This is a genomic window from Streptomyces sp. NPDC037421 (genome assembly GCF_055602105.1).
Window position 1 is genome coordinate 120444 of record NZ_JBVJWV010000016.1, and the last position, 23816, is coordinate 144259.

At 72.8% G+C, this 23816-nt stretch carries 16 protein-coding genes and 1 tRNA gene; 6 read left to right on the forward strand and 11 right to left on the reverse strand.

The window, feature by feature from the left end; all coding sequences use genetic code 11:
• Positions 1–75 precede the first annotated feature (75 nt).
• The 6 genes from ACZ7IF_RS23190 (at position 76) to serS (ending at position 7570) form a co-directional block, all read left to right on the forward strand.
• Positions 76–1365: a M16 family metallopeptidase gene (locus ACZ7IF_RS23190; RefSeq protein ID WP_470974284.1), complete on the forward strand. Its 1290-nt coding sequence runs from the start codon at positions 76–78 to the stop codon at positions 1363–1365.
• On the forward strand, positions 1362–2684 hold the full coding sequence (locus ACZ7IF_RS23195; protein WP_470974287.1) for a M16 family metallopeptidase: 1323 nt from the start codon (positions 1362–1364) through the stop codon (positions 2682–2684). Before ACZ7IF_RS23190 ends, ACZ7IF_RS23195 begins: the two co-directional genes overlap by 4 nt.
• Positions 2681–3289 carry a flavoprotein gene (locus ACZ7IF_RS23200; protein WP_470974289.1) on the forward strand — a complete coding sequence of 203 codons (609 nt, stop codon included), beginning with the start codon at positions 2681–2683 and terminating at the stop codon, positions 3287–3289. The genes ACZ7IF_RS23195 and ACZ7IF_RS23200 overlap by 4 nt, the downstream gene beginning before the upstream one ends.
• Positions 3279–4217, forward strand: coding sequence for a hypothetical protein (locus tag ACZ7IF_RS23205; RefSeq protein WP_470974292.1), 939 nt, complete (start codon positions 3279–3281; stop codon positions 4215–4217). Before ACZ7IF_RS23200 ends, ACZ7IF_RS23205 begins: the two co-directional genes overlap by 11 nt.
• Positions 4218–4317: 100 nt before the next feature.
• On the forward strand, positions 4318–6126 hold the full coding sequence (locus ACZ7IF_RS23210) for a hypothetical protein (protein WP_470974295.1): 1809 nt from the start codon (positions 4318–4320) through the stop codon (positions 6124–6126).
• 151 nt (positions 6127–6277) lie between these two features.
• Positions 6278–7570, forward strand: coding sequence for a serine--tRNA ligase (gene serS / locus ACZ7IF_RS23215; RefSeq protein WP_470974298.1), 1293 nt, complete (start codon positions 6278–6280; stop codon positions 7568–7570).
• Between the two features lie 354 nt (positions 7571–7924).
• On the opposite strand, the gene ACZ7IF_RS23220 is transcribed toward serS, so the two are convergent.
• The 11 genes from ACZ7IF_RS23220 to bldG all read right to left on the reverse strand — a co-directional run bounded on the left by ACZ7IF_RS23220 (position 7925) and on the right by bldG (position 23811).
• Positions 7925–7998: transfer RNA gene (locus ACZ7IF_RS23220), tRNA-Thr, on the reverse strand.
• 105 nt (positions 7999–8103) lie between these two features.
• The gene (locus ACZ7IF_RS23225; protein WP_470974301.1) at positions 8104–9636 is read right to left on the reverse strand and encodes an alpha/beta hydrolase; all 1533 of its coding nucleotides are present in this window, start codon (positions 9634–9636) and stop codon (positions 8104–8106) included.
• 190 nt (positions 9637–9826) lie between these two features.
• Positions 9827–11038: a DNA polymerase III subunit delta' gene (locus ACZ7IF_RS23230; RefSeq protein ID WP_470974304.1), complete on the reverse strand. Its 1212-nt coding sequence runs from the start codon at positions 11036–11038 to the stop codon at positions 9827–9829.
• Positions 11039–11143: 105 nt separating this feature from the next.
• Positions 11144–14290: a dTMP kinase gene (gene tmk, locus ACZ7IF_RS23235; RefSeq protein ID WP_470974306.1), complete on the reverse strand. Its 3147-nt coding sequence runs from the start codon at positions 14288–14290 to the stop codon at positions 11144–11146.
• 181 nt (positions 14291–14471) lie between these two features.
• Positions 14472–17282: a type I DNA topoisomerase gene (gene topA / locus ACZ7IF_RS23240; RefSeq protein WP_470974309.1), complete on the reverse strand. Its 2811-nt coding sequence runs from the start codon at positions 17280–17282 to the stop codon at positions 14472–14474.
• A 266-nt stretch (positions 17283–17548) separates the two neighbouring features.
• A complete protein-coding gene (locus ACZ7IF_RS23245) occupies positions 17549–17746 on the reverse strand; it encodes a hypothetical protein (RefSeq protein ID WP_470974312.1) in 198 nt (65 codons plus the stop codon).
• A gap of 125 nt (positions 17747–17871) precedes the next feature.
• The gene (locus tag ACZ7IF_RS23250) at positions 17872–19386 is read right to left on the reverse strand and encodes a DUF7059 domain-containing protein (protein ID WP_470974315.1); all 1515 of its coding nucleotides are present in this window, start codon (positions 19384–19386) and stop codon (positions 17872–17874) included.
• A 135-nt stretch (positions 19387–19521) separates the two neighbouring features.
• Positions 19522–20073 (reverse strand): small secreted protein, encoded by a 552-nt coding sequence (locus ACZ7IF_RS23255; RefSeq protein WP_470974317.1) that lies wholly within the window; start codon positions 20071–20073, stop codon positions 19522–19524.
• 173 nt (positions 20074–20246) lie between these two features.
• Positions 20247–22649, reverse strand: coding sequence for a sodium-translocating pyrophosphatase (locus ACZ7IF_RS23260; RefSeq protein ID WP_470974320.1), 2403 nt, complete (start codon positions 22647–22649; stop codon positions 20247–20249).
• 277 nt (positions 22650–22926) lie between these two features.
• Positions 22927–23367: an ATP-binding protein gene (locus tag ACZ7IF_RS23265; RefSeq protein ID WP_470974323.1), complete on the reverse strand. Its 441-nt coding sequence runs from the start codon at positions 23365–23367 to the stop codon at positions 22927–22929.
• Between the two features lie 102 nt (positions 23368–23469).
• Complete coding sequence (gene bldG / locus ACZ7IF_RS23270; protein WP_004939779.1) at positions 23470–23811, reverse strand: anti-sigma factor antagonist BldG; 342 nt, start codon at positions 23809–23811, stop codon at positions 23470–23472.
• Positions 23812–23816: the final 5 nt, after the last annotated feature.

Below are 23816 nucleotides of genomic sequence, written 5' to 3' on the forward strand. Positions count from 1 at the left end.
GCCGATCCGCCAGTGGCCCGGGCCCGTCCGTCGGACGCCGCCCGGGCCTCGGCCACAAGAGGGAGTTGCCACGTCATGCCGGAGGAACCGGAGTCCACCTCCCGCTTCACGCTGCCCAACGGCCTGCGCGTCGTGCTCTGCCGACGGGGTACGGCACCGCTGGCGGCCGTCTGCGTGCACTACGACGTGGGGTTCCGGTCCGAGCCGGAAGGGCGCAGCGGATTCGCCCACCTCTTCGAACACCTGATGTTCCAGGGAAGCGAGAACGTCGGACGTTCCGAGCACTTCACGATCGTGCAGGGATCGGGCGGAACGGCCAACGGATCCACCCGCCAGGACTACACCGAGTACTACCAGATCGCTCCCGCGTCGGCCCTCGAAAGACTGCTGTTCCTAGAGGCGGACCGAATGCGGACGCTGCGGCTCACCCAGAATTCCCTTGACACCCAGCTGGCGGTGGTCAAGGAGGAAATAAAGCAGAACGTCCACGACCGCCCTTACGGCGGATTTCCCTGGACCAATCTTCCTTCGGTGCTCTACCGGAAATTCTCCAACGCACACAATGGCTACGGCGATTTCATCGATCTCGACCACGCCACGCTGGAGGAATGCGCCGCCTTCTTCGACGGCTACTACACGCCGTCCAACGCCGTGCTCACGATCGTCGGAGACATCGATCCGGCACGGACGACGGAATGGGTGACCAGGCACTTCGGCGACATCGCGGCACGGCCGGCGGCCACCCCGCAGGACCTGTCGGAGCCCTGGCCGTCCGAAGCCAGGACCGGCGGCCACACCGACCCGCGGGCTCCCCTGCCCGCCACGGCCGTCGGCTACCGCCTGCCCGACCCGGTCGCCGAACGCGAGCGCTACCTCGGCCACATCGCCCTGGCCGCGCTCCTGGGCGGCCCGTCCGGACGGCTGCGGCAGCGGGCCCTCGCCCGGGGCGTCAACCTCACCACCGCCACCGCCCAGTGCGGGTTCTTCGGACCGTTCGACGCCCGGGACCCCGACACCTTCGTCGTGACGGCCCGGCACCCCTCGACCGGGCACCGGGAGGTCACCGGCGCCATCGAGGCGGTGCTGGAGGACCTCGCCGGACCGGGGCCCGCCGACGGCGAAGTGGCCGCCGCGATCAGCGCGACCGTCGCCCGGTGGCACCGCAAGCACGACAACGTCCTCGCCTTCGCGAGGGCCGTCGGGGCCTCGGCCCTGCTCCACGACGAGCCGTCGCTGCCGATGGACCTCCCCGGACTCCTGGAGGCCCTCGGGCCCGGCCCGGTACGCGAAGCGGCCGGGACCCTGGCCGGCGGCGAGCCCGCCGCACTCCTGGTCCACACGCTCGATGCCGGAGGAACACGGTGACGAGGCCCCTGCCCCCGCTCCATCCCGAGAAGCCGCTCGCCCTCCCCCGCGTGGTCGAGCGGCACCTGCCCTCCGGCCTGCGGATCTTCGCGGTGCCCAGGAAGGGCGCTCCGCTCGTCGAGGTCCGCGTCCTCGTCCCGCTGTCGGCCGGCGACCCCGTCAGGTCGGTGGCGGCCGAGCTGCTCACGACGACGGCCTTCACCGGTTCCGTACGGCTGGACGGCCGCGACGTCCCCTGGGACTCCGCGTTCACCACCGGCCGGCCGCAGGCGCAGCGCATGGCGGAGTGGCTGACCGTCGTCGCACACGTGCCCGCCGCCGGGCTCGGCAAGATGCTCGCCGTGGTCGCCTCCTGGCTGGCCGCGCCGAACGTCCCCGAGGACCGCCTCGCCCAGGAACGCGAACGGCTGTCCCAGGCCCTGGCGATCCTCGACGCCCAGCCCCAGCGCATCGCCCTCCGTGAACTGAACCGGGCCCGGTACGGCGACCTCCCGCTCTTCGACGCGTGGCCGCCGGCCGCCACCGTGGCGGCCCTCACCGCGGACGACGTGCGCGAGACGCACCGCACGGCCCTCTCGCTCCGCGAGGCCCGCGTGATCGTCGTCGGGGACATCGACGCCGACGCCACGGCCGACACGGTGGCGCGGACCTTCTCCGGCATGCCCGCCGGCGCCGCGGCGGCCCCGGTGCCCCGGACGGCGCCGGCCGGCCGCATGCGGCTGGTCCCGCGCCCCGGGGCCGCCCAGTCCCACGTGGCGCTGTCCTGCCGCTCCGTGCCCTTCGGCCACCCCCAGTACCCCGCGCTCGCCGTGGCCAACGCGGTGTTCGCCGGGTACTTCTCCTCCCGGCTGGTGGCGAACATCCGCGAGCGGCGGGGCCTGGCCTACCACGCGCTGTCGCGCTTCGACCGCACCCTCGGCACCCCTTCCACGGTGACCGACGTGGTCTGCGGGACGCCGTCGACCGGCCTGGTGGTGTCCGAGGTCCTCGCCGAGCTGACGAACCTGGTGGAGAGCCCGCCGACACCGCGGGAGATCGACGGCGCCCGCACCTACCTCAGGGGCTCGCTGCTGACCGCCACCGCCTCCCAGTCGGACCTGGCCAACCTCCTCGCCTCGCTGTGCTGCTGGGACGTGGGCACCGACTGGATCCAGGAGTACCCCCGGCAACTCCTGGAAGTGACCGCGGACGAGGTCGCCGCGGCCTGCCGGGACTTCTTCGGCCCCGGCCCGGAGGCGGGCGTCGTCCTCGGCGACCCGGCGGCCGCGTGGCCGTCCCTGGCCCGGTTCGGATTCGAGGCAGCAGGAGATCAGACGTGACCAACGAGGAAGTCCCCACCGGCGGCGTGCCCGTCCCGGAATTCACCGCCGAACGGCTGCTCGTCGTCGCGACGGGTGCCGTCCACGCGGCCCATCTGCCCACCTGGGCGGGCTGGCTCCGGCTGGCCTACCCGCGCCTGGAGACCCGTATCGTCGTCACCCGCAGCGCCGAACGGTTCGTCAGCCGGGCCGCGCTGGCCGCCCTCGGCGGCGGCGAAGTGCTGCTCGACGTCTGGCCGGAGGAGGCCACGCCCACCGCGCGGCACGTCGAACTGGCCCAGTGGGCGGACTCGGCGATCGTCTATCCGGCCACCATGAACTTCATCGCCCGCTTCGCCACCGGCATGGCGGACACCCCGGCCATGCTCGCCCTGCAGTGCACCCGCGCCCCGATAGCGGTGGCTCCGGCACTGCCTCCGGGCGGGCAGGAGAACGTGACCTTGCAGCACCACCTGAAAACCCTCGGAGCCCGCCCGAACGTGGTGGTCGTCCCCACCACCCCCGGCCGCAGCATCACCACCGGACGCGACGACGCCGCCGTGCCGCCGCCGCTGCCCGTGGTGATCGGCGCACTGGCACGGAAGCGGGCGGCCCATGCTGGTTGAGGAATACGGCACCAGGCAGCTGCGCACCCGGATCCTCACGGCCCCGGACGCCCGCTACCTCTGGCACAGGACACACCTGACGGGCACGGCGCGGAACCGGACCACCCACCGCCTCGCCCCCTCCCCGAACGTGGCGGCGGCCACGTTCGACTGGGACACGGACACCGACACGGAAACGGCCGCCTACACCGCTCCCGGCGCCAAGTCCCTGGCCCGCACCGTCTGGCCGCCCGCCCCCGCACCCTTCCCGCTGGGCCCGGTCGTGGAAGCCGTCGCCCACGCCCTGCGCGACATCAACGAACACCCCTTCCCCCGGGGCGCCACGGGACCGCCGCCCGCCCTCGACCGCCTCGGCCGGTGGCTCCGCACCGGCACCGGGCCCGACGGCGCGGCCCGGCTCCACCGCCTCTGTACGGACCGCCTGGGGCCGGCCCGGCTGAACACCCTCGCCGAGTGGTGCCACGGAGCCTCCCCCGGCACCACCGAAGACGTACTGCTCCACGGCGAACCGTCCCTCGGCCTCACGGTCCCCGCCCCGGACGGCCGCCACACGGTACTGCTCACCGGCGAGACCCTGTCCCGCGGAAGACCCGAACACGACGCGGGCTGGCTCCTGGGCGAACTCGCGGAAATGGCGGACGTGGCCGCCCGCAACCTCCCGGACGAGTCGGCGCCCTCGCCCTTCCGGCTCATGGCCGAGGCCTTCCTCACCGCCCGCGGCCCCGCCCTGGACGACACCCTCCTGTGCCGCAGCGCCGCCCTGCGCCGCACGGCACACCTCGTGGACTTCGCCGGCAACGTCGGCTGGAGCGAGGGCATCACCGCCTACGTCGACGTCCTGGCCACCCTGACCGACGACGCCCGCTCCGTACTCGCCCCCCTCACCCCGCCGGCCCCGGACGGACCGGAACAGCGGCCCACTACCTGAGACGAACTGTTCCAACGCCCCGCAGGGCGATGCATACTCATCGCCCCGGCCGTCGGCACCGCCCGCCGCGCGGCCTGCTGGAGCGCTGCTTGGGGGGTACGTGGTCTCTGGGGACAGCCGGCTGGTGAAGGTCGCCGTGCTCGGCAGCCGGACTTCGGACCAGCCCGTGATCTTACCGCCGGTGCACGACGACGCGCTGCGGCTCAAGCGGCTCCACGGCTCCAACGCCTTCTGGTGCGGGACCCTCATCGGCGGGTGCGGCGGCATCCTCACCGCGCGGATATGCCACGGCAGGGTCAGCCACTTCGCGCACCGGCCGGGCGAGGTGTGCGGACGGCGCCGGACCGACGAGGACAGCGCCGATCCCCTGTACCTCCACCGGGAGGTACGCCACTGGCTGGACGGGTGCGGGCTCGATCACCGGCTGGAACTGCGCAGGCAGACCAATGAGGACTGGACGTACCTGGACGCCTTCCTGCCCGCCCCCGGGCTCCGTCTGCGTTTCTACTGCCCGTACGAGAACGGGATCCTGCCGCGCTCGGAAGTGGAATTCGCGCTGAGCGGGAGCTACGACGACGTACTGCTGGGGGAACACACCCGCGTGTCCCGGCAACTCCTCGGCAGGCGGGGGTACCTGCTGCGGCTGAGGATGGTGAGTGCCCGGCGCGAGGGCCTGTGGCAACGGCGCGTCCAGGTCGGCACCGAGCTTCCCGGACACGGTGTCGAGTGGCGGCATCTCGACGAGTGCTGGATCACGGCGTCCGGCCTGATGACTCCGCTGGCTGCTCGGTCAGGTCCGCGAGGACGGACCGTCGAACCGTACCGGCAGCCCGCTCCGGTCCGCGCCGGGCAGCCGGCGGTGACGGCAGGGGAAACGCAGCGCCGCGGCCAGGCCGCAGGCCCCATCACGCCATGGCAGGAGGCCGTGTTCACGCTCCGGGACTTCCTGCTGCTCTGCGCCGTCCACGGTGAAACCACGACGTGGGCCGACCTGGCGGCGATTGCCGGGCTCGACCTCGGCACCTTCGACAGCTCCCGCCGCAAGATCCTGCTCAGCAGCGTGGACGCCGCGACACCCCTGGCGCAGCCGCCCCTCGCGGTCCTGGTCCGTGGAGACAACGGCCGGCCTCTCCCCTACCTCGACGAAGTCGTGAAATCGCTCGGCCGAATCGTTCCTTCCGGACGAACCCGCCTCGAATGGTGCGAGCAGCAGACCCTGCGGCTGTTCGCGGTGCACAGGTCGTCGCGGAGGATCCCCGGAAGCGCTCGACTCGAATCGGCGCGACGCGACACGAAGCGCATCGGCGCACTGCTGGACAAGGCCCAGGAACGACTGGAGTTCGCCCGCGACCGGGACCGGCAGGCACTCGTGAAGGCGATGAGGGACGCCCGTTCGTGGCAGGACCGGTGGCACCTGGCCGGGCGGCGCGGAGTCGCCTACCGCACCTGGTGGACCGGGCGGGAAGGAAGTCCGGGCAAGCACGCCGTCGCTCTCGAGCGGGCCGTCCAACGCAGTGGCGCGGTCCTGGAGGCGGTGCGGCGGCGGCTGACCGCGGCGGCACAACGCGGCCACACCGTCACGGTCACCGACCTGTTCGGACCGAAGGGGTGCGCGGCACCGAGCCCTCCCCCCGCGGGCCTGGTACGCGTTCTCGTCCGTGCGGAAGGCCCGGTAACCGACGACGTGCCCATCCTCAGCAGCCTGCTCACGGCGGACACCGGCGGTCCCCCACCCGAGGCCCGGGACATCCTCGCCGGTCTCGGCTTCGTCCGGCCCGTGTCGGACGACGTGCTGGGAATCGTCTGGCGGCAGGAACGGCAACGCGCCTGGGCGGCGCACGCCACACCGCCCCAGGAGATGCCACCGCGCCGCATCCCTCGGGCGGCACCTGCCAACAGAGGATCCTGACCAGGCCCTTTCGCCGTGCCGGAGCACACCCGCAGGGGCGGTCCACAGGGCCGGCGGACCGCGGCGATATTGCGGATCGGCCAGGGGCCGGGGGTTGCTACCGTCGATCCGGTATCCCCATCCCGCTCGCCGGAGAAGAAGGATCTTCCTCATGCATGATGCCCGCGCCCTGATCGACATGGGTGCCGAAGCGGTTCGTCGGCTCGCTCGTCGCGGTTACTCCCTGGACCTGTCCCGGCTGGAAGACCTCCAGTCCCGGCGCAGCCAGAGCGTCCGCTCCGCCGACGAGCTGCGGGCGGAGTCCAAGCGGGTGGCGAGCGAGGTCCAGCAGACGGCCAGGCAGGGCGGCGACATCACCGGGCTCAAGGAGCGCGCCCGCGAGCTGAAGGACCGGATCCGGGACATCGACGCCGAGCAGGAGCAGGTCCAGCAGGAGCTGCGCGATCTCCTCCTGACCATCCCGAACCTGCCGGACGACGCGGCCCCCGACGGCGACTCCGAGGAGTTCGCGGTCGAGATCCGCCGCGTCGGCACCCCGCCGGCCTTCTCCTTCGAGCCGAAGGACCACGTCGACCTCGGCGAGGCCACCGGCATCCTCGACTTCGCCCGGGCCACGAAGCTCTCCGGCCCGCGCTTCGCGGTCTCCCGCGGCGCCGGCGCCGCCCTGGAGCGGGCCCTGGCCACCCTCTTCCTCGACATCCACACCCGCCGCCACGGGTACGTCGAGCACGCCGTCCCGTACCTGGTCACCCGCAAGACGATGACCGGCACCGGCCAGCTGCCGAAGTTCGAGGAGGACCTGTTCAAGACGGGCGTCGCCGACCGCGAGCTCTTCCTCATCCCCACGGCCGAGGTCCCGCTGACCAACCTCTACGCCGACGAGATCATCCCGCCGGCCGAGCTGCCGCTGGCCCTGACCGCGCACACCCCCTGCTTCCGCTCCGAGGCCGGCTCCTACGGCCGCGACACCCGCGGCCTGATCCGCCAGCACCAGTTCGCCAAGGTCGAGATCGTCAAGATCGTCGACCCGGAGACCGCGGACACCGAGCTGGAGACGATGGTCGGCCACGCCGAGGCGTGCCTCAAGGAGCTCGGCCTCGCCTACCGCGTGGTCAGGCTGGCCGCCGGCGACACGGGCTTCTCCGCGCAGCTCACGTACGACATCGAGGTCTGGATCCCGAGCCAGAACACCTACCGGGAGATCTCCTCGGTCTCGAACTTCGGCACCTTCCAGGCCCGCCGCGCGAACATCCGCACCCGAGGCGAGGACGGCAAGCCCAGGCCCGTCGCCACCCTCAACGGCTCCGGCCTGCCCATCGGCCGCACCCTGGCCGCGCTCCTGGAACAGTGCCAGCAGCAGGACGGCTCCCTCGTCCTGCCCGAGTCCCTCGTCCCGTACCTCGGCTTCCGCCGGATCAACGCGGACGGAACACCGGAGGCCTAGGGAGTTTCCTTCGCATCGGCTCGCTGACCAGATGAAGCTGGCGGCGAGAGGAGTCCGGCAAGGTGGAAGTCACCGGCCCGGCCGGGCGAGATGACGAACGCGGGCGGCCGGCAGCGGCCGTCCGCGGGACCGTCCGAGGCCTGATCGCGTCGGCCTGGGCGAGGAGGGCGGTGAAGACCTTCTCCCCGGCGCCGTCGGCCGCCATGTCCGCAGCCCGTTGTGGGCGCCCTTCCGGCAGGATGGCCTCACGACGGCCGCACATGAGGGCACGGAGATCATCCCGGTCCGTCCCCGCCTGATCGGGGCATAAGAAAAACCCCAGGTCACGGCGAGTGAGTCCTGGGGTTCTTCTAGAGCCGCCTTCGGGATTCGAACCCGAGACCTACGCATTACGAGTGCGTTGCTCTGGCCAACTGAGCTAAGGCGGCACCGCTGGGAAGACAAGAATTTCCCTGGAGGGAGGCTCTCATCAGCAGCGGCGCCAAGTCTACAGGGTTAAACCGGGTGCCCCGAACCGGGGCGGGCGGGCGGGGTCAGCAGCGTTTGCCGTCCGCCGGGGGCTGGCCCTGGAGGAGGTAGCGGTTGATCGCCGTGTCGACGCATTCGCTGCCGCGTCCGTACGCCGTGTGGCCGTCGCCGTCGTACGTGAGGAGCGTGCCCGAGTCGAGCTGACCGGCCAGGGCCTGGGCCCACTTGTACGGGGTCGCCGGGTCGCGGGTCGTGCCGACCACCACGATCGGGGCCGCGCCCGCCGCCTTCAGGGGCTTCGCCGCGCCCGTGGCCTTCACCGGCCAGTACGCGCAGTTCAGGGAGGCCCAGGCCAGGCCCGCGCCGAAGACCGGCGAGGCCTTCTCGAAGGAGGGCAGCGCGGCGTCCACCGCTTCGGGGCCGCTGAAGGCCGGACGCTGGTCCAGGCAGTTCACGGCAGCGTTGGCGTACATGAGGTTCGCGTACGAGCCGTCCGCCTCGCGCTCGTAGTAGCTGTCGGCGAGGGCCAGCAGGCCGGCGCCGTCGCCGTCCATCGCGGCCGCGAGGGCCTCGCGCAGCTGCGGCCAGGCGCTCTCGTCGTAGAGGGCGGCGATCACGCCCGTCGTCGCGAGGGCCTCGCCCAGCGGGCGGGCCGGGTCGCCCGACGGGACCGGCTGGGCGTCGGCCTTGCGGAAGAACTCCTTCAGACGCTGGGCCACCGCGTCCGGGCCGCCCTGGCCCAGCGGGCAGTCGGCCTGCTTCGCGCAGTCCTTCGCGAAGGAGCGGAAGGCGGTCTCGAAGCCCGCCGTCTGATCGCGGTTCAGGTCGAGGGACGACCGGGACGGGTCCATCGCGCCGTCCAGGACCAGCCGGCCCACACGGCCCGGGAAGAGGTCCGCGTACGTAGCGCCGAGGAAGGTTCCGTACGAGGCTCCGACGTAGTTCAGCTTCTCGTCGCCCAGGACCGCGCGGAGCATGTCCATGTCCCGGGCGGCGTCCACGGTCGAGACGTGCGGCAGCACCCGCTTCGAGCGGGTCTCGCAGCCCGCCGCGAACTCCTTGAACGCGGCCACCAGCTTCGCGCGCTCCGCCGGATCGTCCGGGGTCTGGTCCACCTGGGTGTAGCGGTCCATCGCCGGCCCGGTCAGGCACTCGACCGGGCTGCTGCGGGCCACGCCGCGCGGGTCGAAGGAGACCATGTCGTACTGGGCGCGCACGGCGGCCGGGTAGCCGATGCCCGCGTACGCCTGGAGGTAGCCGATGCCGGAACCGCCGGGGCCGCCCGGGTTGACCACCAGGGAGCCCAGCCGCTTGCCCGGGCCGGTGGCCGGCCGGCGGGCCACGGCGAGCTCGACGTCCTGCCCCGAGCCGGGATCCGCGTAGTCCAGCGGCGCCTTCATGGTGGAGCACTGGAAGCCGGGGACACCGCAGTCGCGCCAGCTCAGCTTCTGGTCGTAGTACGGGCGCAGGGCGTCCGGGACCGCGGTGGGCTCGGCCGAGGCCGCCACCTCGGGCCCCCCGGTGGTGCACCCGGAGACCAGCAGCCCGGCGGCTGCGATCACGGTTCCGGCGGTACGCAGCAGGCGCCTGGTGTCCATGCGGCGAGCCTACGTCCTGCCGGCGGCCCCCGTCGGGGGCGCGGGACCCGGGCGGCCGGCCCTCGACCGGGCGCCTTCCGGGCGCCGACCGGGCGCCGACCGGGCGCCCGGCACGGACCGGGCCGCCGCGGCGCTCCGCCCGGGACCGCTCGTACGGGTGAACCGTGGCGCGTACCGGGCTCGCGGACGGTCAGCCCGCGCGGAGCGCCATCGTCATGGCCTCCACCGCGAGCAGCGGCGCCACGTTCCGGTCGAGGGCCTGGCGGCAGGCGATGACCGCCTCGATGCGCCGCAGCGTGCCCTCGGGGCGCGAGGCGCGCGCGATCCGGTCGAGGTCCGGCCGTATGTCCTCGTTGGCGATGGCCACCGCCGAACCGAGCTGGAGGGCCAGCACGTCCCGGTAGAAGCCCGTGAGGTCGGTCAGGGCGAGGTCGAGGCTGTCGCGCTGGGTCCTGGTGCGGCGGCGCTTCTGCCGGTCCTCCAGCTCCTTCATCACCCCGGCGGTGCCGCGTGGCAGCCGGCCGCCCGCGCCCGCCCCGGCGCCGAGCGCGGCCCGCAGCTCCTCGGTCTCCTTGGTGTCGACCTCCTCCGCGACCTGCTTGGCGTCCTCCGCGGCGGCGTCCACCAGCTCCTGCGCGGCCTTGAGACAGCCGCCCACGTCGTCCACCCGCAGCGGGAGCCTGAGGACGGCCGCGCGGCGGGACCTGGCGGCCTCGTCGGTGGCGAGCCGGCGGGCCCGGTCGATGTGGCCCTGCGTCGCGCGGGCGGCGGCCGCCGCGGCGGCCGGCTCCACGCCGTCCCGGCGCACCAGGACGTCGGCCACCGCCGCCACGGACGGGGTGGTCAGCGTCAGGTGGCGGCAGCGGGAGCGGATCGTGGGCAGCACGTCCTCCAGGGAGGGCGCGCACAGCAGCCACACCGTCCGCGGAGCGGGCTCCTCCACGGCCTTGAGCAGGACGTTCCCCGCGCCCTCGGTGAGCCGGTCGGCGTCTTCCAGGACGATGACCTGCCAGCGCCCCACGGCGGGCGAGAGCTGGGCCCGGCGGACCAGGTCGCGGGTCTCCTTCACGCCGATGGACAGCAGGTCGGTGCGCACGATCTCCACGTCGGCGTGGGTCCCGGCCATGGTGGTGTGGCAGCCGTCGCAGAATCCGCAGCCCGGTTCACCGCCGAGGGCGCGGTCCGGGCTGACGCACTGGAGGGCCGCCGCGAAGGCGCGGGCGGCGGTGGCCCGGCCGGAACCGGGCGGGCCGGTGAACAGCCAGGCGTGCGTCATCTTGGACGCGGGCGGCAGCGGGGTCCCCTGCTCGGCGGCCGTGACGAGGGCATCGGCGTCGCGGGCGGCGGCGGCCAGCTGCGCCTGCACGCGATCCTGACCGACCAGGTCTTCCCACACGGGCATGCCGCCCACCGCCTTTCACTCTCCGTCGACACTGCCTGCTCACATTGTGGCGCCCGCCACTGACAATCCCCGCCCGCGGTCACTTTCCGTCAACCGCGCGCCCCGTCAGCGGCGGCGGCGCGGCCTGCCCCGCCCGTCGGCGTCGTCCTGGCCGTCCTCGTCGTCCGGGCGCGGGCCCAGCAGCTCGTCCGCCAGGGTCGGCAGGTCGTCCATCGGGGTCGCCTCCGCCCAGTCGGACGGGGCACGGCGCTGTCGGCCGTCGTCGCCGACGACGGGGAGCTCGCGGGTCACGTCGTTCCCGGAGTCCCGGAAGATGCCCGGCGGCACCCGGTCGGCCGGGGCCTCCTGAGAGTGGGGTGCCGTCGGCCGCTCCGCCGGACGGGTCTGCCCGGACGGGGCCGGCCGGGACTCGTCCCGCGCGGGGCCCTCGGGCCGCACGGGCGGCAGTACGGCCGTCTCGTCCACGGGACGCGGGGCGCGCGGGTCGATCTTGGGCACCGGAACGGTCTGGGTCACGTCGTCGGGCTGCACGAACCGCCGGACCACCGGGGTCTCGACCGTGACGGCCTCGTCCGGCAGCGGCTCCTTGCGCATCACGACCTTCGGCGCGGGCGCTTCAGCAGCCGTGGCCGCCGAAGCCCTGGCGGCCGCCGCCGCGGCCGCGGCGGCGGCCGAGGCCTCCGCGAGCCGGCGCGCCTCCTCCGCCCGCAGCAGGGCCTCCTCGGCGCGCCGCTGCTTCTCCAGGCGCCGCTCCTCGGCCTCGGCACGCAGCCGGGCCTCCTCCGCCTCCTGGAGCCGGATCCGCTCCCGCTCGGCGGCGCGGGCCTTCTCCTCGGCCTGTACGCGCAGCCGCTCCGCCTCCGCCCGGGCCCGGGCCTCCTCCTCGGCCTTGAGCCGCTCCTCCTCCGCGCGGCGGGCCGCCTCGGCCTCGGCGCGCAGGCGGGCCTCCTCGGCCTCCCGGGCCAGGCGGGCCTCCTCCTCGGCCTTCAGCCGGGCTTCCTCCGCCTTGCGCGCGGCCTCCTCCTCGGCCTTGCGCCGGGCCTCCTCCTCCGCGAGCCGGCGGGCCTCGATCTGCGCGGCCACCTCGGCTTCGGAGAGCGGGAGCATCCGGTCCAGGCGGTGGAGCAGGACGGTGGTCACCGAGCCGGGGTCCTGGCCGGCGTCGACCACGAGGTAGCGCCCGGGGTCGGCCGCGGCGAGCGTCAGGAAGCCGGCCCGCACCCGCTGGTGGAACTCGGTCGGCTCGGACTCCAGCCGGTCCGGTGCCTCCGTGAACCGCTCCCGCGCGGTCTCCGGGGACACGTCGAGGAGCACGGTCAGGTTCGGCACGAGACCGCCGGTGGCCCAGCGGGAGATACGGGCGATCTCGGTCGGGGACAGGTCGCGCCCGGCGCCCTGGTAGGCCACCGAGGAGTCGATGTAGCGGTCGGTGATGACCACGGCACCGCGCTCCAGGGCGGGCCGGACCAGCGAGTCCACGTGCTCGGCGCGGTCGGCGGCGTACAGCAGGGCCTCGGCGCGGTTCGACAGCCCGGCGGAGGAGATGTCCAGCAGGATCGAGCGGAGCCGCTTGCCGACCGGGGTGGCACCCGGCTCGCGGGTGACGACGACCTCGTGGCCCTTGCCCCGTATCCAGTCGGCCAGCGCCTGCACCTGGGTGGACTTGCCGGCCCCGTCGCCGCCCTCCAGGGCGATGAAGAACCCGGTCGTGGGCGGGGCCTGCACGGGCTCCCCGCCGCGCAGCGCCTCGCGCAGGTCGCGGCGGAGCGGCACGCCGCCCCGGTCGTCGGCCCTGGCCAGGACCACCACCGCGACGGGCAGCAGCAGCGCGCCGGTCAGCATCAGCGCGTAGGCGGCGCCGCCGTACGAGTGGCCGACCTGCCCGCCGCCGAGGCGGTGCGGGCCGATCGCCGCGGCCAGCAGCGGGGCGGCGACCGCCCCGAGGGCGACCGCCACCCGGACCACGGCCTGGAGGTGCTCGGTGACCCGGGCCCGGCGGAACTCCTCGGTCTCCTGGTCGAGCAGGGTGTGCCCGGTGTTGGCCGCCACGCCCGCGGCGGTACCCGCGAGCAGCGCCAGGAAGAGCACGGTCGCCGTGTCGGAGACCATCCCGGTCAGCAGCAGCGCCAGCCCGGCCACGGCGATGGCCAGGGCCAGCAGCCGGCGCCGGGACAGCGCGGGCAGCACCTTGCCGGCCTGCGTGGCGCGGATCCCCAGCGCGGTACCGCCGACGAGGGCCAGCACCAGCAGGGCGTACGCGGACGGGCCGCCGCCCAGGTCGAAGGCGTGCAGCACGGAGACGGACGCGGCGAAGGCGACCGCCCCGGCGACGGCGGCGCAGGCCACCACGAGCAGCCGGATCGCGCCCGTACGGCCCTTCTCGGGCCGGTCGCCCGCCCTGGGAGCCCGCAGGCCTTCCAGGGGGGAACGCGGCCTCGGGGTCTTCACGGAGGGCAGCGTCAACGGCACCAGCAGCGAGACGGACGCGGCGAACAGGCCGGCGGCCACGTACGAGCCCAGCGCCGCCTGGTTCGCGGCGAACCAGTCCACGCCCAGGCTCAGCGCCCGCCCGATCAGGGTCGCGGCGAGCAGCGCGGCGGCCGCCGCGGGCATCGCCGCGAAGCCGGTGCGCAGCGAGAGCCGGCGCAGGGCGTCGAGGTGGTCGGGGAGGGGCCGTACGGTCGCCCCCTCCGGGGGCGGCGCCGGCAGCAGCGCGGGCGCGGCGCTCTCCTTGGCCAGCGTCCACACCCGCTCGGCGGCACCGGAGACGAACACGGTGGCCAGCAGCGCGGTCGTGGCGTGCGCGGGGATCCAGTCGAGCCACAGCGGGGCGACGACGAACAGCCCGATCCGCAGTGCGTCGGCACCGACCATCGTCCAGCGGCGGTCGAGCTTGCCTCCGGGGGCCGTGAGCTGGGCCAGCGGGCCGAGCAGGACCGCGCCGAACAGGACGGTGGCGAGGACGCGCACCGCGAAGACGGCGGCGACGGCGAAGGCCGCGCCCCGGTAGCCGCCGCCGAAGAGGCCCTCCGGGCCGGCGGTGACGGCCGCCTGGAGGGTCAGCAGCACCAGCACCAGCAGGGCGAGGGCGTCACCGATGCCGCTCACCAGCTGGGCGCTCCACAGCCGGCGCAGCCCGGGTGTGCGCAGCAGGGCGCGCACCGCTCGCTCGCGGGAGTCCGCGGCCAGGGCTTCGTCGTAGGTGGGCTTCTCGGAGTCGGTCACGACCGTCGGCTGCTCGGCTCGCGTCATCCGCCCAGCCTATCCGCTGCGCTTGGCCGTTGCGGGGGCCTGTGGACGACGCCGGGTGTGACCCGGCACCCACCTTCCCGGGGCGGCGCCCCCAGACCCTCCCCCAGCTACCGCCGGGAGGTGCCGCCGGCGCCTCGAACGCCGGCGGGGCTGGAAGATCCAGCCCCGCCGGGGTCGGTGGTTACTCGTCCGCCGGGGCGGCCGCCGCCGCCTTCTTCGCCGCCGCCGTCGTCTTCTTCGCGGCGGTCGTCTTCTTGGCCGCCGTCGTCTTCTTCGCGGCGGCGGTCTTCGTCGCCGTCGCCTTCTTCGCCGGGGCCTTCTTGGCCGGCGCCTTCTTCGCGGTCTTCTTCGCCGGCCCCTTGGCCCGCTTCTCCGCGAGCAGCTCGTAGCCCCGCTCCGGCGTGATCGTCTCGACGTCGTCGTCCCGCCGCAGCGTCGCGTTCGTCTCGCCGTCCGTCACGTAGGGGCCGAAGCGGCCGTCCTTGACCACCACCGGCTTCTCGCTCACCGGGTCCGTGCCCAGCTCCTTCAGCGGCGGCTTGGCCGCGGCCCGGCCCCGCTGCTTCGGCTGCGCGTAGATCGCCAGGGCCTCGTCCAGGGTGATCGAGAACAGCTGGTCCTCGGTCTCCAGGGAGCGCGAATCCGTGCCCTTCTTCAGGTACGGGCCGTAGCGGCCGTTCTGGGCGGTGATCTCCACGCCCTCCGCGTCGGTGCCCACCACGCGCGGCAGCGACATCAGCCTGAGGGCGTCCTCCAGGGTGACCGTGTCCAGGGACATCGACTTGAAGAGCGAGGCCGTCCGCGGCTTGACCGCGTTCTTGCCCGTCTTCGGCGTACCCTCGGGCAGGATCTCCGTCACGTACGGCCCGTAGCGGCCGTCCTTGGCGACGATCTGGTTGCCGCTCACCGGGTCGGCGCCCAGCTCGAACTCGCCGCTCGGCTTCGCGAACAGCTCCTGTGCGTACTCGACCGTCAGCTCGTCCGGAGCCAGGTCGTCCGGCACGTCGGCCCGCTGGTGGCCCTCCGCGTCCTTCTCGCCCCGCTCCACGTACGGCCCGTAGCGGCCGACGCGCAGCACGATGCCGTCGCCGACCGGGAAGGAGGAGATCTCCCGGGCGTCGATCGCGCCGAGGTCCGTGACCAGCTCCTTCAGGCCGCCGAGGTGGTCGCCGTCGGCCGGTACGACCTCCGAGGCGTCCTCCGAGCCGAAGTAGAACCGCTTCAGCCACGGCACGGACTGGGCCTCGCCCCGCGCGATGCGGTCGAGGTCGTCCTCCATCTTGGCGGTGAAGTCGTAGTCGACGAGCCGGCCGAAGTGCGTCTCCAGCAGGTTCACCACGGCGAACGACAGGAAGGACGGCACGAGGGCCGTGCCCTTCTTGAAGACGTAGCCGCGGTCGAGGATCGTGCCGATGATCGACGCGTACGTCGACGGGCGGCCGATCTCCCGCTCCTCCAGCTCCTTGACCAGCGAGGCCTCGGTGTAGCGGGCCGGCGGCTTGGTGGCGTGGCCGTCGGCCGTGATCTCCTCGGCCGTCAGCGCGTCGCCCTCCGCGACCTGCGGCAGGCGCCGCTCGCGGTCGTCGAGCTCGGCGTTCGGGTCGTCCGCGCCCTCGACGTACGCCTTCATGAAGCCGTGGAAGGTGATGGTCTTGCCGGAGGCGGAGAACTCGGCGTCCCGCCCGTCCGCGGCGCGGCCGCCGATCTTCACGGTCACCGAGTTGCCGGTCGCGTCCTTCATCTGGGAGGCGACGGTCCGCTTCCAGATGAGCTCGTACAGGCGGAACTGGTCGCCGGTCAGACCCGTCTCGGCGGGGGTGCGGAAACGATCACCCGAAGGCCGGATCGCCTCGTGCGCCTCCTGCGCGTTCTTGACCTTGCCCGCGTAGACGCGCGGCTTCTCCGGCAGGTAGTCGGCCCCGTAGAGCTGGGTGACCTGCGCCCGCGCCGCCGCCACGGCGGTGTCCGAGAGCGTGGTGGAGTCCGTACGCATGTAGGTGATGAAGCCGTTCTCGTACAGCTTCTGCGCCACCTGCATCGTCGCCTTCGCACCGAAGCCCAGCTTGCGCGAGGCCTCCTGCTGGAGCGTCGTCGTGCGGAAGGGGGCGTACGGGGAGCGGCGGTACGGCTTGGACTCGACCGAGCGGACGGCGAACGAGGTCTCGGCCAGCGCGGCGGCCAGCGCCCGGGCGTTCGCCTCGTCGAGGTGCAGCACCTCGCTCTTGAGCTGCCCGTTCGCGCCGAAGTCACGGCCCTGCGCGACGCGCTTGCCGTCCACCGTGTTCAGGCGGGCGACCAGGGTCGACGGGTCGGAGGCGTCACCGGCGCGGCCGGTGCCGAAGGTGCCGGTCAGGTCCCAGTACTCGGCGGAGCGGAAGGCGATGCGCTCGCGCTCGCGCTCGACGACGAGGCGGGTGGCGACGGACTGGACGCGGCCGGCCGACAGCCGCGGCATGACCTTCTTCCACAGGACCGGCGAGACCTCGTAGCCGTAGAGGCGGTCGAGGATGCGGCGGGTCTCCTGGGCGTCGACCATGCGCTGGTTCAGCTCGCGCGGGTTGGCGACGGCGTCGCGGATCGCGTCCTTGGTGATCTCGTGGAAGACCATCCGGTGGACGGGGACCTTGGGCTTGAGCACTTCCTGGAGGTGCCACGCGATGGCTTCGCCCTCGCGGTCCTCATCGGTGGCGAGGAAGAGTTCGTCGGACTCGGCGAGCAGGTCCTTGAGCTTCCTGACCTGCGCCTTCTTGTCCGCATTGACCACGTAGATCGGCTGGAAGTCGTGCTCGACGTCCACGCCGAGACGGCGGACCTCGCCGGTGTACTTGTCGGGGACCTCGGCCGCGCCGTTGGGGAGGTCGCGGATGTGCCCGACGCTCGCCTCGACGACGTATCCCGGGCCGAGGTAGCCCTTGATCGTCTTCGCCTTGGCAGGGGACTCGACGATGACGAGTCGGCGGCCGCCCTTTGCGGTCTCGCTAGTCGGGGACAACTTGGCTCTTCTCTCCGGTCGGCACTCGGTCGCGGTACGGCGACGCTGCGGAGTGTGACGGTACAACCCGCCCCCGTGTCAAACGGCACAAGCCCGCAACGGCCACTCGAACGGTAACCCGACAAGTGCCATTTCTGCCGCCCGGATGCCGCGCCGGGCCCCTCCCGGTCACCGGCCAGGGTGGCCCGGGGGCCGTCTGGCCCCGCACCCGCACCGGTCCCGACGTCGGGTTTCACACCCGGTGGGGACCCTCGCCGGTGTCCGCTTCAGAAGCGCTGGAGGCACCAGACGCCGAGGGCCACCGAGCCCGCGCCGGCCAGTACGGCCAGCGGTACGGCCACGACGGGGCGCACGCCTTCAGCCACCGGCGCGCGGTGCCAGGCGCGCGCCCCCGTCCAGACCAGCAGAGCGGCTCCGAACAGCAGGAACACGGCTGCCGCGAAGATCGCCGGACCGCGTTCCATGCCGTTCCCCTTTTCCCCCGGGCCGCTCGGGGATCCCCCCGGATCCCCCGCTGCCCGGGAGCCTGCCACCCGAGGGGGTACAGCGGGCGAACCCCGGGTTACATCACGGCGCCGACCGCCGCCGGCTACTGCGCGGGGCCCTGCACGGGGTCCAGGAACCCCTGCTCGACCAGCATCCGGATCGCCTCCGGGGTGCGGTCCCGCAGGACGACCGGGTCCTCCTCCACCAGCTGCGCGATCGCGTCCAGGATCCGGCCCGCGCTGAGTGAGCCGTCGCACACACCGGCGAAGCCGGCGCCGACCGTGTCCACCTTGGTGGCGCGGCGCATCCCCCGGTTCTGCCGGAGCACCACGTGCTCGGGGTCCTCCGCGCCCGGCGCGCCGACCTGCTCCTGCACGACCTCCGCGGTCAGCCGGAAGTACCCCGCCAGCAGGGCCGCGTCGTCGTGGTCGCGCAGGTAGTCCTGGCGGGCGAAGTGCGCGAGGACCGTTTCGCCGAGCGGCTGCTCCACCGAGTGCGGCCACTCCTCGACCACGATCGAGGGCTCGGCCGCGTCCGTACGGCGCAGGGTGATCCAGCCGAAGCCGACGGCCTTGGTCTTGCGGGCGTCGAACTCGTCGAGCCAGTCCTCGTACCTGGCCGCGTACTCGGCCGGATCCGTGCGGTGGTCGCCCGCGTCGCGCAGCCACAGCTCGGCGTACTGCGTCACGTCCTGCACGTCACGCTGCACGATCCAGGCGTCGCAGCCGCGCGGCACCCAGGAGCGGACCCGGTCGCGCCAGTCCTCCCCCTCCACGTGCTGCCAGTTGCCGAGGAACTGCGCGTACCCGCCCGGGTTGAGGTGGGCCCCCGCCTGCTGGACCAGGGTCCGGCACAGGTCGTCGCCGCCCATGCCGCCGTCCCGGTACGTGAGCCGCGCGCCGGGCGAGATCACGAAGGGCGGGTTCGACACGATCAGGTCGTACGCGGTGTCGCCCACGGGCTCGAACAGCGAGCCCGCGAGGAGTTCGGCCTCCGGCGCCCCGGAGAGGGCCAGCGTCAGACGGGTGAATTCCAGGGCGCGCGGGTTGACGTCGGTCGCCGTGACCCGGGTGGCGTGCTGGGCGGCGTGCAGCGCCTGGATCCCGGACCCGGTGCCGAGGTCGAGGGCCGAGCCGACGGGGACGGGCACGGTGATCCCGGCCAGGGTGGTGGAGGCGCCGCCGACGCCGAGCACCACGCCCTCCTCACGGCTGCCGATCCCCCCGGCGCCGCCGACGGCGCAGCCGAGGTCCGAGACGATGAACCAGTCCTCGCCGTCGGGGCCGCCGAACGGGCGTACGTCGACGGTGGCGTGCACCTCGTCGCCCTCCCAGCGCAGCCAGCCGTCGGCGATGGCTGCCTCGACGGGCAGCGCGGCGGCGGCGTGCACGTACGGCTCCGGCTGCTGGAGCAGGAACAGCCGGATCAGGCTCGCGAGCGCGTCGTCGCCCGCCCCGCGGGTGGCGCGCAGGGCGGGGACCGTCTCGCTGCGGGCCAGCGCGGCGTAGGCGGGGGCGCCGAGCAGGTCGAGCAGTCCGTCGGCGGTGAACCCCGCGGCGAGGAACGCCTCGCGGAGCTCGGCGGCGTGGTCGGGCTTGGGAAGGCTGGTGGTACTCACCCCACCATTGTGGCCGCTGGGGCCGGTATTCCGTACGAGCCCGGGCGCGCGACGGGCGGCCGGATCCGATCGGGATCCCGGCCGCCCGGACAGCCCCTGCCGCGCGGGGAGGTGCGGACTCGGAGGTCGGCCCCGCTAGGGGGTCGTGACCTGGCAGCCCTTCTGGCTGTAGATCACCTTGAGGCCGGTCGAGTTGAGCTTCTCCTTGGCGGCCGTCTCGTTGGCCGCGACCTCGGTGAGCCCGCCGGCGACCCCCTGGAGGCCCTCCGCGAACTTGCTCTGGTCCTTGGGGTCGAGCCCGTCGATCTTCGTCTTGAGATCGGTGTAGCTCTTGGAGATCTCGCCGTAGCTCTTGATCACGGAATCCGCCGCGGCCTTGCCGTCCTTGACGGGCGGTTCACCCTCCGCCGTCAGGGCGCCGCCCATGCTCTTGTAGGCGTCGGAGAGCGTCTGGAAGGCCGCCGAGTCGGTCTTCTGGACCTCCTCGGGCTTGCTGCTCGTGGAGGCGACCCGCTTCAGCTCGTCGTTGGTCGTCTTGATCTTGGTGAGCTCTGGCTCCCACTTGTCGCACACCTTCTTGGCCCAGGCGTCGGCCTTCTTGTCGCCGTCGTCCCCGCCGCCGCAGCCGGACAGGACGAGCATCAGTACCGCACCGCCGGACACCGCGGCCGCAAGCTTCTTGTTCACCGGATTGGTCCCTTCGAAGGCTCTCGGCCGGAAGATACACGCCCGCCATCAGAGCACGCACAAAGGCGGACAGACGGCGCGTCAGTCCGCGCCGCCCGTCCGCCGTTCGGGCGCATCTTCGAGCCGGTCGGCCCGCGGGGGACGCGGGAGCCGGGCTCAGGGGCCCTGGAGCGTCAGGAGACCACCGCCGGATCGGCCGGCTGGGCCACCCGCTCCGCGTTCGCGCTCCCGCCGTCCTCGCCGACGGCGATGCCGCGGCGCTTGGAGACGTACACCGCGCCGACGATCACCGTGAGCGCGACCACCGCGACGACGGCCCGCACGGCCGCGCTGGTGTCCGGGCCGTAGCTGAACTGCACGACCGCGGGGGCGATCAGCAGGGCCACCAGGTTCATGACCTTCAGCAGCGGGTTGATGGCCGGGCCGGCGGTGTCCTTGAACGGGTCGCCGACGGTGTCGCCGATCACGACCGCGGCGTGGGCCTCGCTGCCCTTGCCGCCGTGGTGGCCGTCCTCGACGAGCTTCTTCGCGTTGTCCCACGCGCCACCGGAGTTGGCGAGGAAGACCGCCATCAGCGTGCCGGTGCCGATGGCGCCCGCCAGGAAGGAGCCGAGCGCGCCGACGCCGAGGGTGAAGCCGACCGCGATCGGGGTGAGCACGGCGAGCAGGCCGGGCGTGGCGAGCTCCCGCAGCGCGTCCTTGGTGCAGATGTCGACGACGCGGCCGTACTCGGGCTTCTCCGAGTAGTCCATGATTCCCGGGTGCTCGCGGAACTGGCGGCGCACCTCGTAGACCACGGCGCCCGCGGAGCGGGAGACGGCGTTGATGGCCAGTCCCGAGAACAGGAACACCACGGCCGCGCCCAGGATCAGGCCGACCAGGTTGTTGGGCTGGGCGATGTCGAGGCTGAGGTTCATCTCCCCGGCCTTGGCACCGACTTCCTTCACCGCGCCCGTGATGGCGTCGTTGTACGAGCCGAAGAGCGCGGCCGCGGCCAGGACGGCGGTGGCGATGGCGATGCCCTTGGTGATGGCCTTGGTGGTGTTGCCGACCGCGTCCAGGTCGGTGAGGACCTGGGCACCGGCGCCCTCGACGTCGCCGGACATCTCCGCGATGCCCTGGGCGTTGTCGGAGACGGGGCCGAAGGTGTCCATCGCGACGATGACGCCGACGGTGGTGAGCAGGCCGGTACCGGCCAGGGCGACCGCGAAGAGCGCCAGCATGATCGACGTGCCGCCGAGCAGGAAGGCCCCGTAGACGCCGAGGCCGATGAGGAGCGCCGTGTAGACGGCGGACTCCAGGCCGACGGAGATGCCGGCGAGGATCACGGTGGCGGGGCCGGTCAGCGAGGACTTGCCGATGTCCCGGACGGGACGGCGGTTGGTCTCGGTGAAGTAGCCGGTCAGCTGCTGGATCAGGGCCGCGAGCACGATGCCGATGGCCACGGCGACCACGGCCAGGACGCGCGGGTCCCCGCTGTGGTTGGAGATGGCGGCGTCCTCGACGCCGACCAGCTCCTTGTAGGTCGCCGGGAGGTAGCTGTAGACGGCGATCGCGACGAGCACGAGGGAGATCACGGCGGAGATGAAGAAGCCGCGGTTGATCGCGGTCATCCCGCTGCGGTCGGAACGGCGCGGGGCGACCGCGAAGATGCCGATCATGGCGGTGATGACGCCGATGGCGGGCACGATCAGCGGGAAGGCCAGGCCCAGGTCGCCGAAGGCGGCCTTGCCGAGGATGAGCGCGGCCACGAGGGTGACGGCGTAGGACTCGAACAGGTCGGCCGCCATCCCCGCGCAGTCGCCGACGTTGTCGCCCACATTGTCGGCGATGGTCGCGGCATTGCGCGGATCGTCCTCCGGAATGCCCTGCTCGACCTTGCCGACCAGGTCGGCGCCGACGTCGGCGGCCTTGGTGAAGATGCCGCCGCCCACGCGCATGAACATCGCGATCAGGGCGGCGCCCAGGCCGAAGCCCTCCAGGACCTTGGGGGCGTCGGCGGCATAGACCAGGACGACGCAGGAGGCGCCGAGCAGGCCCAGGCCGACCGTGAACATGCCGACCACGCCACCGGTGCGGAAGGCGATCTTCATGGCCTTGTGGGCCACGTCGGTCAGGTCCTTGGCGGGTTCGCCCTCGGCGGGGGTGGCCTCGCGGGCGGCCGCGGCGACGCGGACGTTGGCGCGGACCGCCAGGCGCATGCCGATGTAGCCGGTGGCGGCCGAGAAGACGGCGCCGACGAGGAAGAAGGCGGAACGTCCAGCCCGCTGCGTCCAGTCGTCGGCGGGGAGCAGGAAGAGCAGGAAGAAGACCACCACGGCGAAGACGCCGAGGGTGCGCAACTGGCGGCCGAGATAGGCGTTGGCGCCTTCCTGCACGGCTGCCGCGATCTTCTTCATGCTGTCGGTGCCCTCGTCGGCGGCGAGGACCTGGCGGACCAGGATCTGCGCGACGACGAGCGCGGCCAGCGCGACGCCCGCGATGACGAACACGATGACGCGGTTGTCATCGGTGAGTACTGCGGCGGCCAGATCGTGGGAGCGATCCGGAGCGATAGGGGTGAAGAGCCCCGTCATTCGTCCTCCTTGACGTGATGAGCTCAAGATGTGGACGGATTGTAGGGAGCGTGACCTGATCAAAACAGTGCGCGTGAAACGGAATTGGCGCGCTCTCGCTCCTCAGCAATAGATCACGTCACTCCATTACCCCCGAAAGAGGTAATGGGGCAAAGCCATTGACGGTTGATCAGCGATCTAGAAGATTTCCCGGGAAAACGAAAAAGGCCCTGCTCAGCAGGGCCTTGGTAAAGATCCGAGGAATTGATGAAGATCGGAAAATAGGGCTGGGCGGGTGCTACGGAAGCTCGGAGGCCGCGGCGACGGGCCAGCTCATCCGGATCGTTCCGCCCGATTCCCCACTGGTCACCGAGACGTCGTCGACCAGCCCGCTGATCACCGCGAGCCCCATCTCGTCCTCCCCGTCCGCGTCCGGGTCGAGGACGGCGGCGATGCCCGGCACCGACTCGGCGGAACCGCCGGCCGGCCCGGGCACCTCGTCACCGACCTCGATGGAGAACGACTTCTCCTCCTCGGTCAGCACGACGCGCACGGGCGCGGTCAGGCCGTTGCTGCGGTGCAGTCCGACGGCACGCGAACAGGCCTCGCCCACGGCGAGGCGGACCTCGTCGAGGACGGCCTCCTCCACCCCCGCCCTGCGCGCCACGGCGGCCGCGACGAGGCGGGCCGTCCGGACGTGTTCGGGCTGGGCGCTGAAGCGCAGTTCAACGGTGGCCATGTGCGTCCCCCTCGGACTACGGGCGTGCCTTGACAGGGGCCCGGACCACCCATGGCCCGGTACCCCCGCTCTCGACGGCTCCTCGGTGACCGGAGCCGTACGTCAGTCGGTGGCCTGGACGGCGTCGTCCACCGAGGTGTGGATCGGGAACACCTTGGTCAGACCGGTGATCCGGAAGATCTTCAGGATGCGCTCCTGGTTGCAGACCAGACGCAGCGAGCCCTCGTGCGCGCGCACGCGCTTGAGGCCTCCCACGAGCACACCGAGGCCGGTGGAGTCGAGGAAGTCCACTCGCTCCATGTCGACGACCAGGTGGTAGCTGCCGTCGTTCACCAACTCCACCAACTGCTCGCGCAGCTTGGGCGCGGTATACACATCAATCTCGCCACCGACCTCTACGACCGTGCGGTCGCCGACAGTGCGAGTCGACAGGGACAGGTCCACGGATC

Excerpts from the sequence above, each read along its gene's own strand:
- ACZ7IF_RS23190 (WP_470974284.1), top strand. The coding sequence starts at position 76 with ATGCCGGAGGAACCGGAGTCCACCTCCCGCTTCACGCTGCCCAACGGC.
- ACZ7IF_RS23205 (WP_470974292.1), top strand. The coding sequence starts at position 3,279 with ATGCTGGTTGAGGAATACGGCACCAGGCAGCTGCGCACCCGGATCCTC.
- serS (WP_470974298.1), top strand. The coding sequence starts at position 6,278 with ATGCATGATGCCCGCGCCCTGATCGACATGGGTGCCGAAGCGGTTCGT.
- ACZ7IF_RS23225 (WP_470974301.1), bottom strand. The coding sequence starts at position 9,636 with ATGGACACCAGGCGCCTGCTGCGTACCGCCGGAACCGTGATCGCAGCC.
- ACZ7IF_RS23230 (WP_470974304.1), bottom strand. The coding sequence starts at position 11,038 with ATGCCCGTGTGGGAAGACCTGGTCGGTCAGGATCGCGTGCAGGCGCAG.
- tmk (WP_470974306.1), bottom strand. The coding sequence starts at position 14,290 with ATGACGCGAGCCGAGCAGCCGACGGTCGTGACCGACTCCGAGAAGCCC.
- ACZ7IF_RS23245 (WP_470974312.1), bottom strand. The coding sequence starts at position 17,746 with ATGGAACGCGGTCCGGCGATCTTCGCGGCAGCCGTGTTCCTGCTGTTC.
- ACZ7IF_RS23260 (WP_470974320.1), bottom strand. The coding sequence starts at position 22,649 with ATGACGGGGCTCTTCACCCCTATCGCTCCGGATCGCTCCCACGATCTG.
- ACZ7IF_RS23265 (WP_470974323.1), bottom strand. The coding sequence starts at position 23,367 with ATGGCCACCGTTGAACTGCGCTTCAGCGCCCAGCCCGAACACGTCCGG.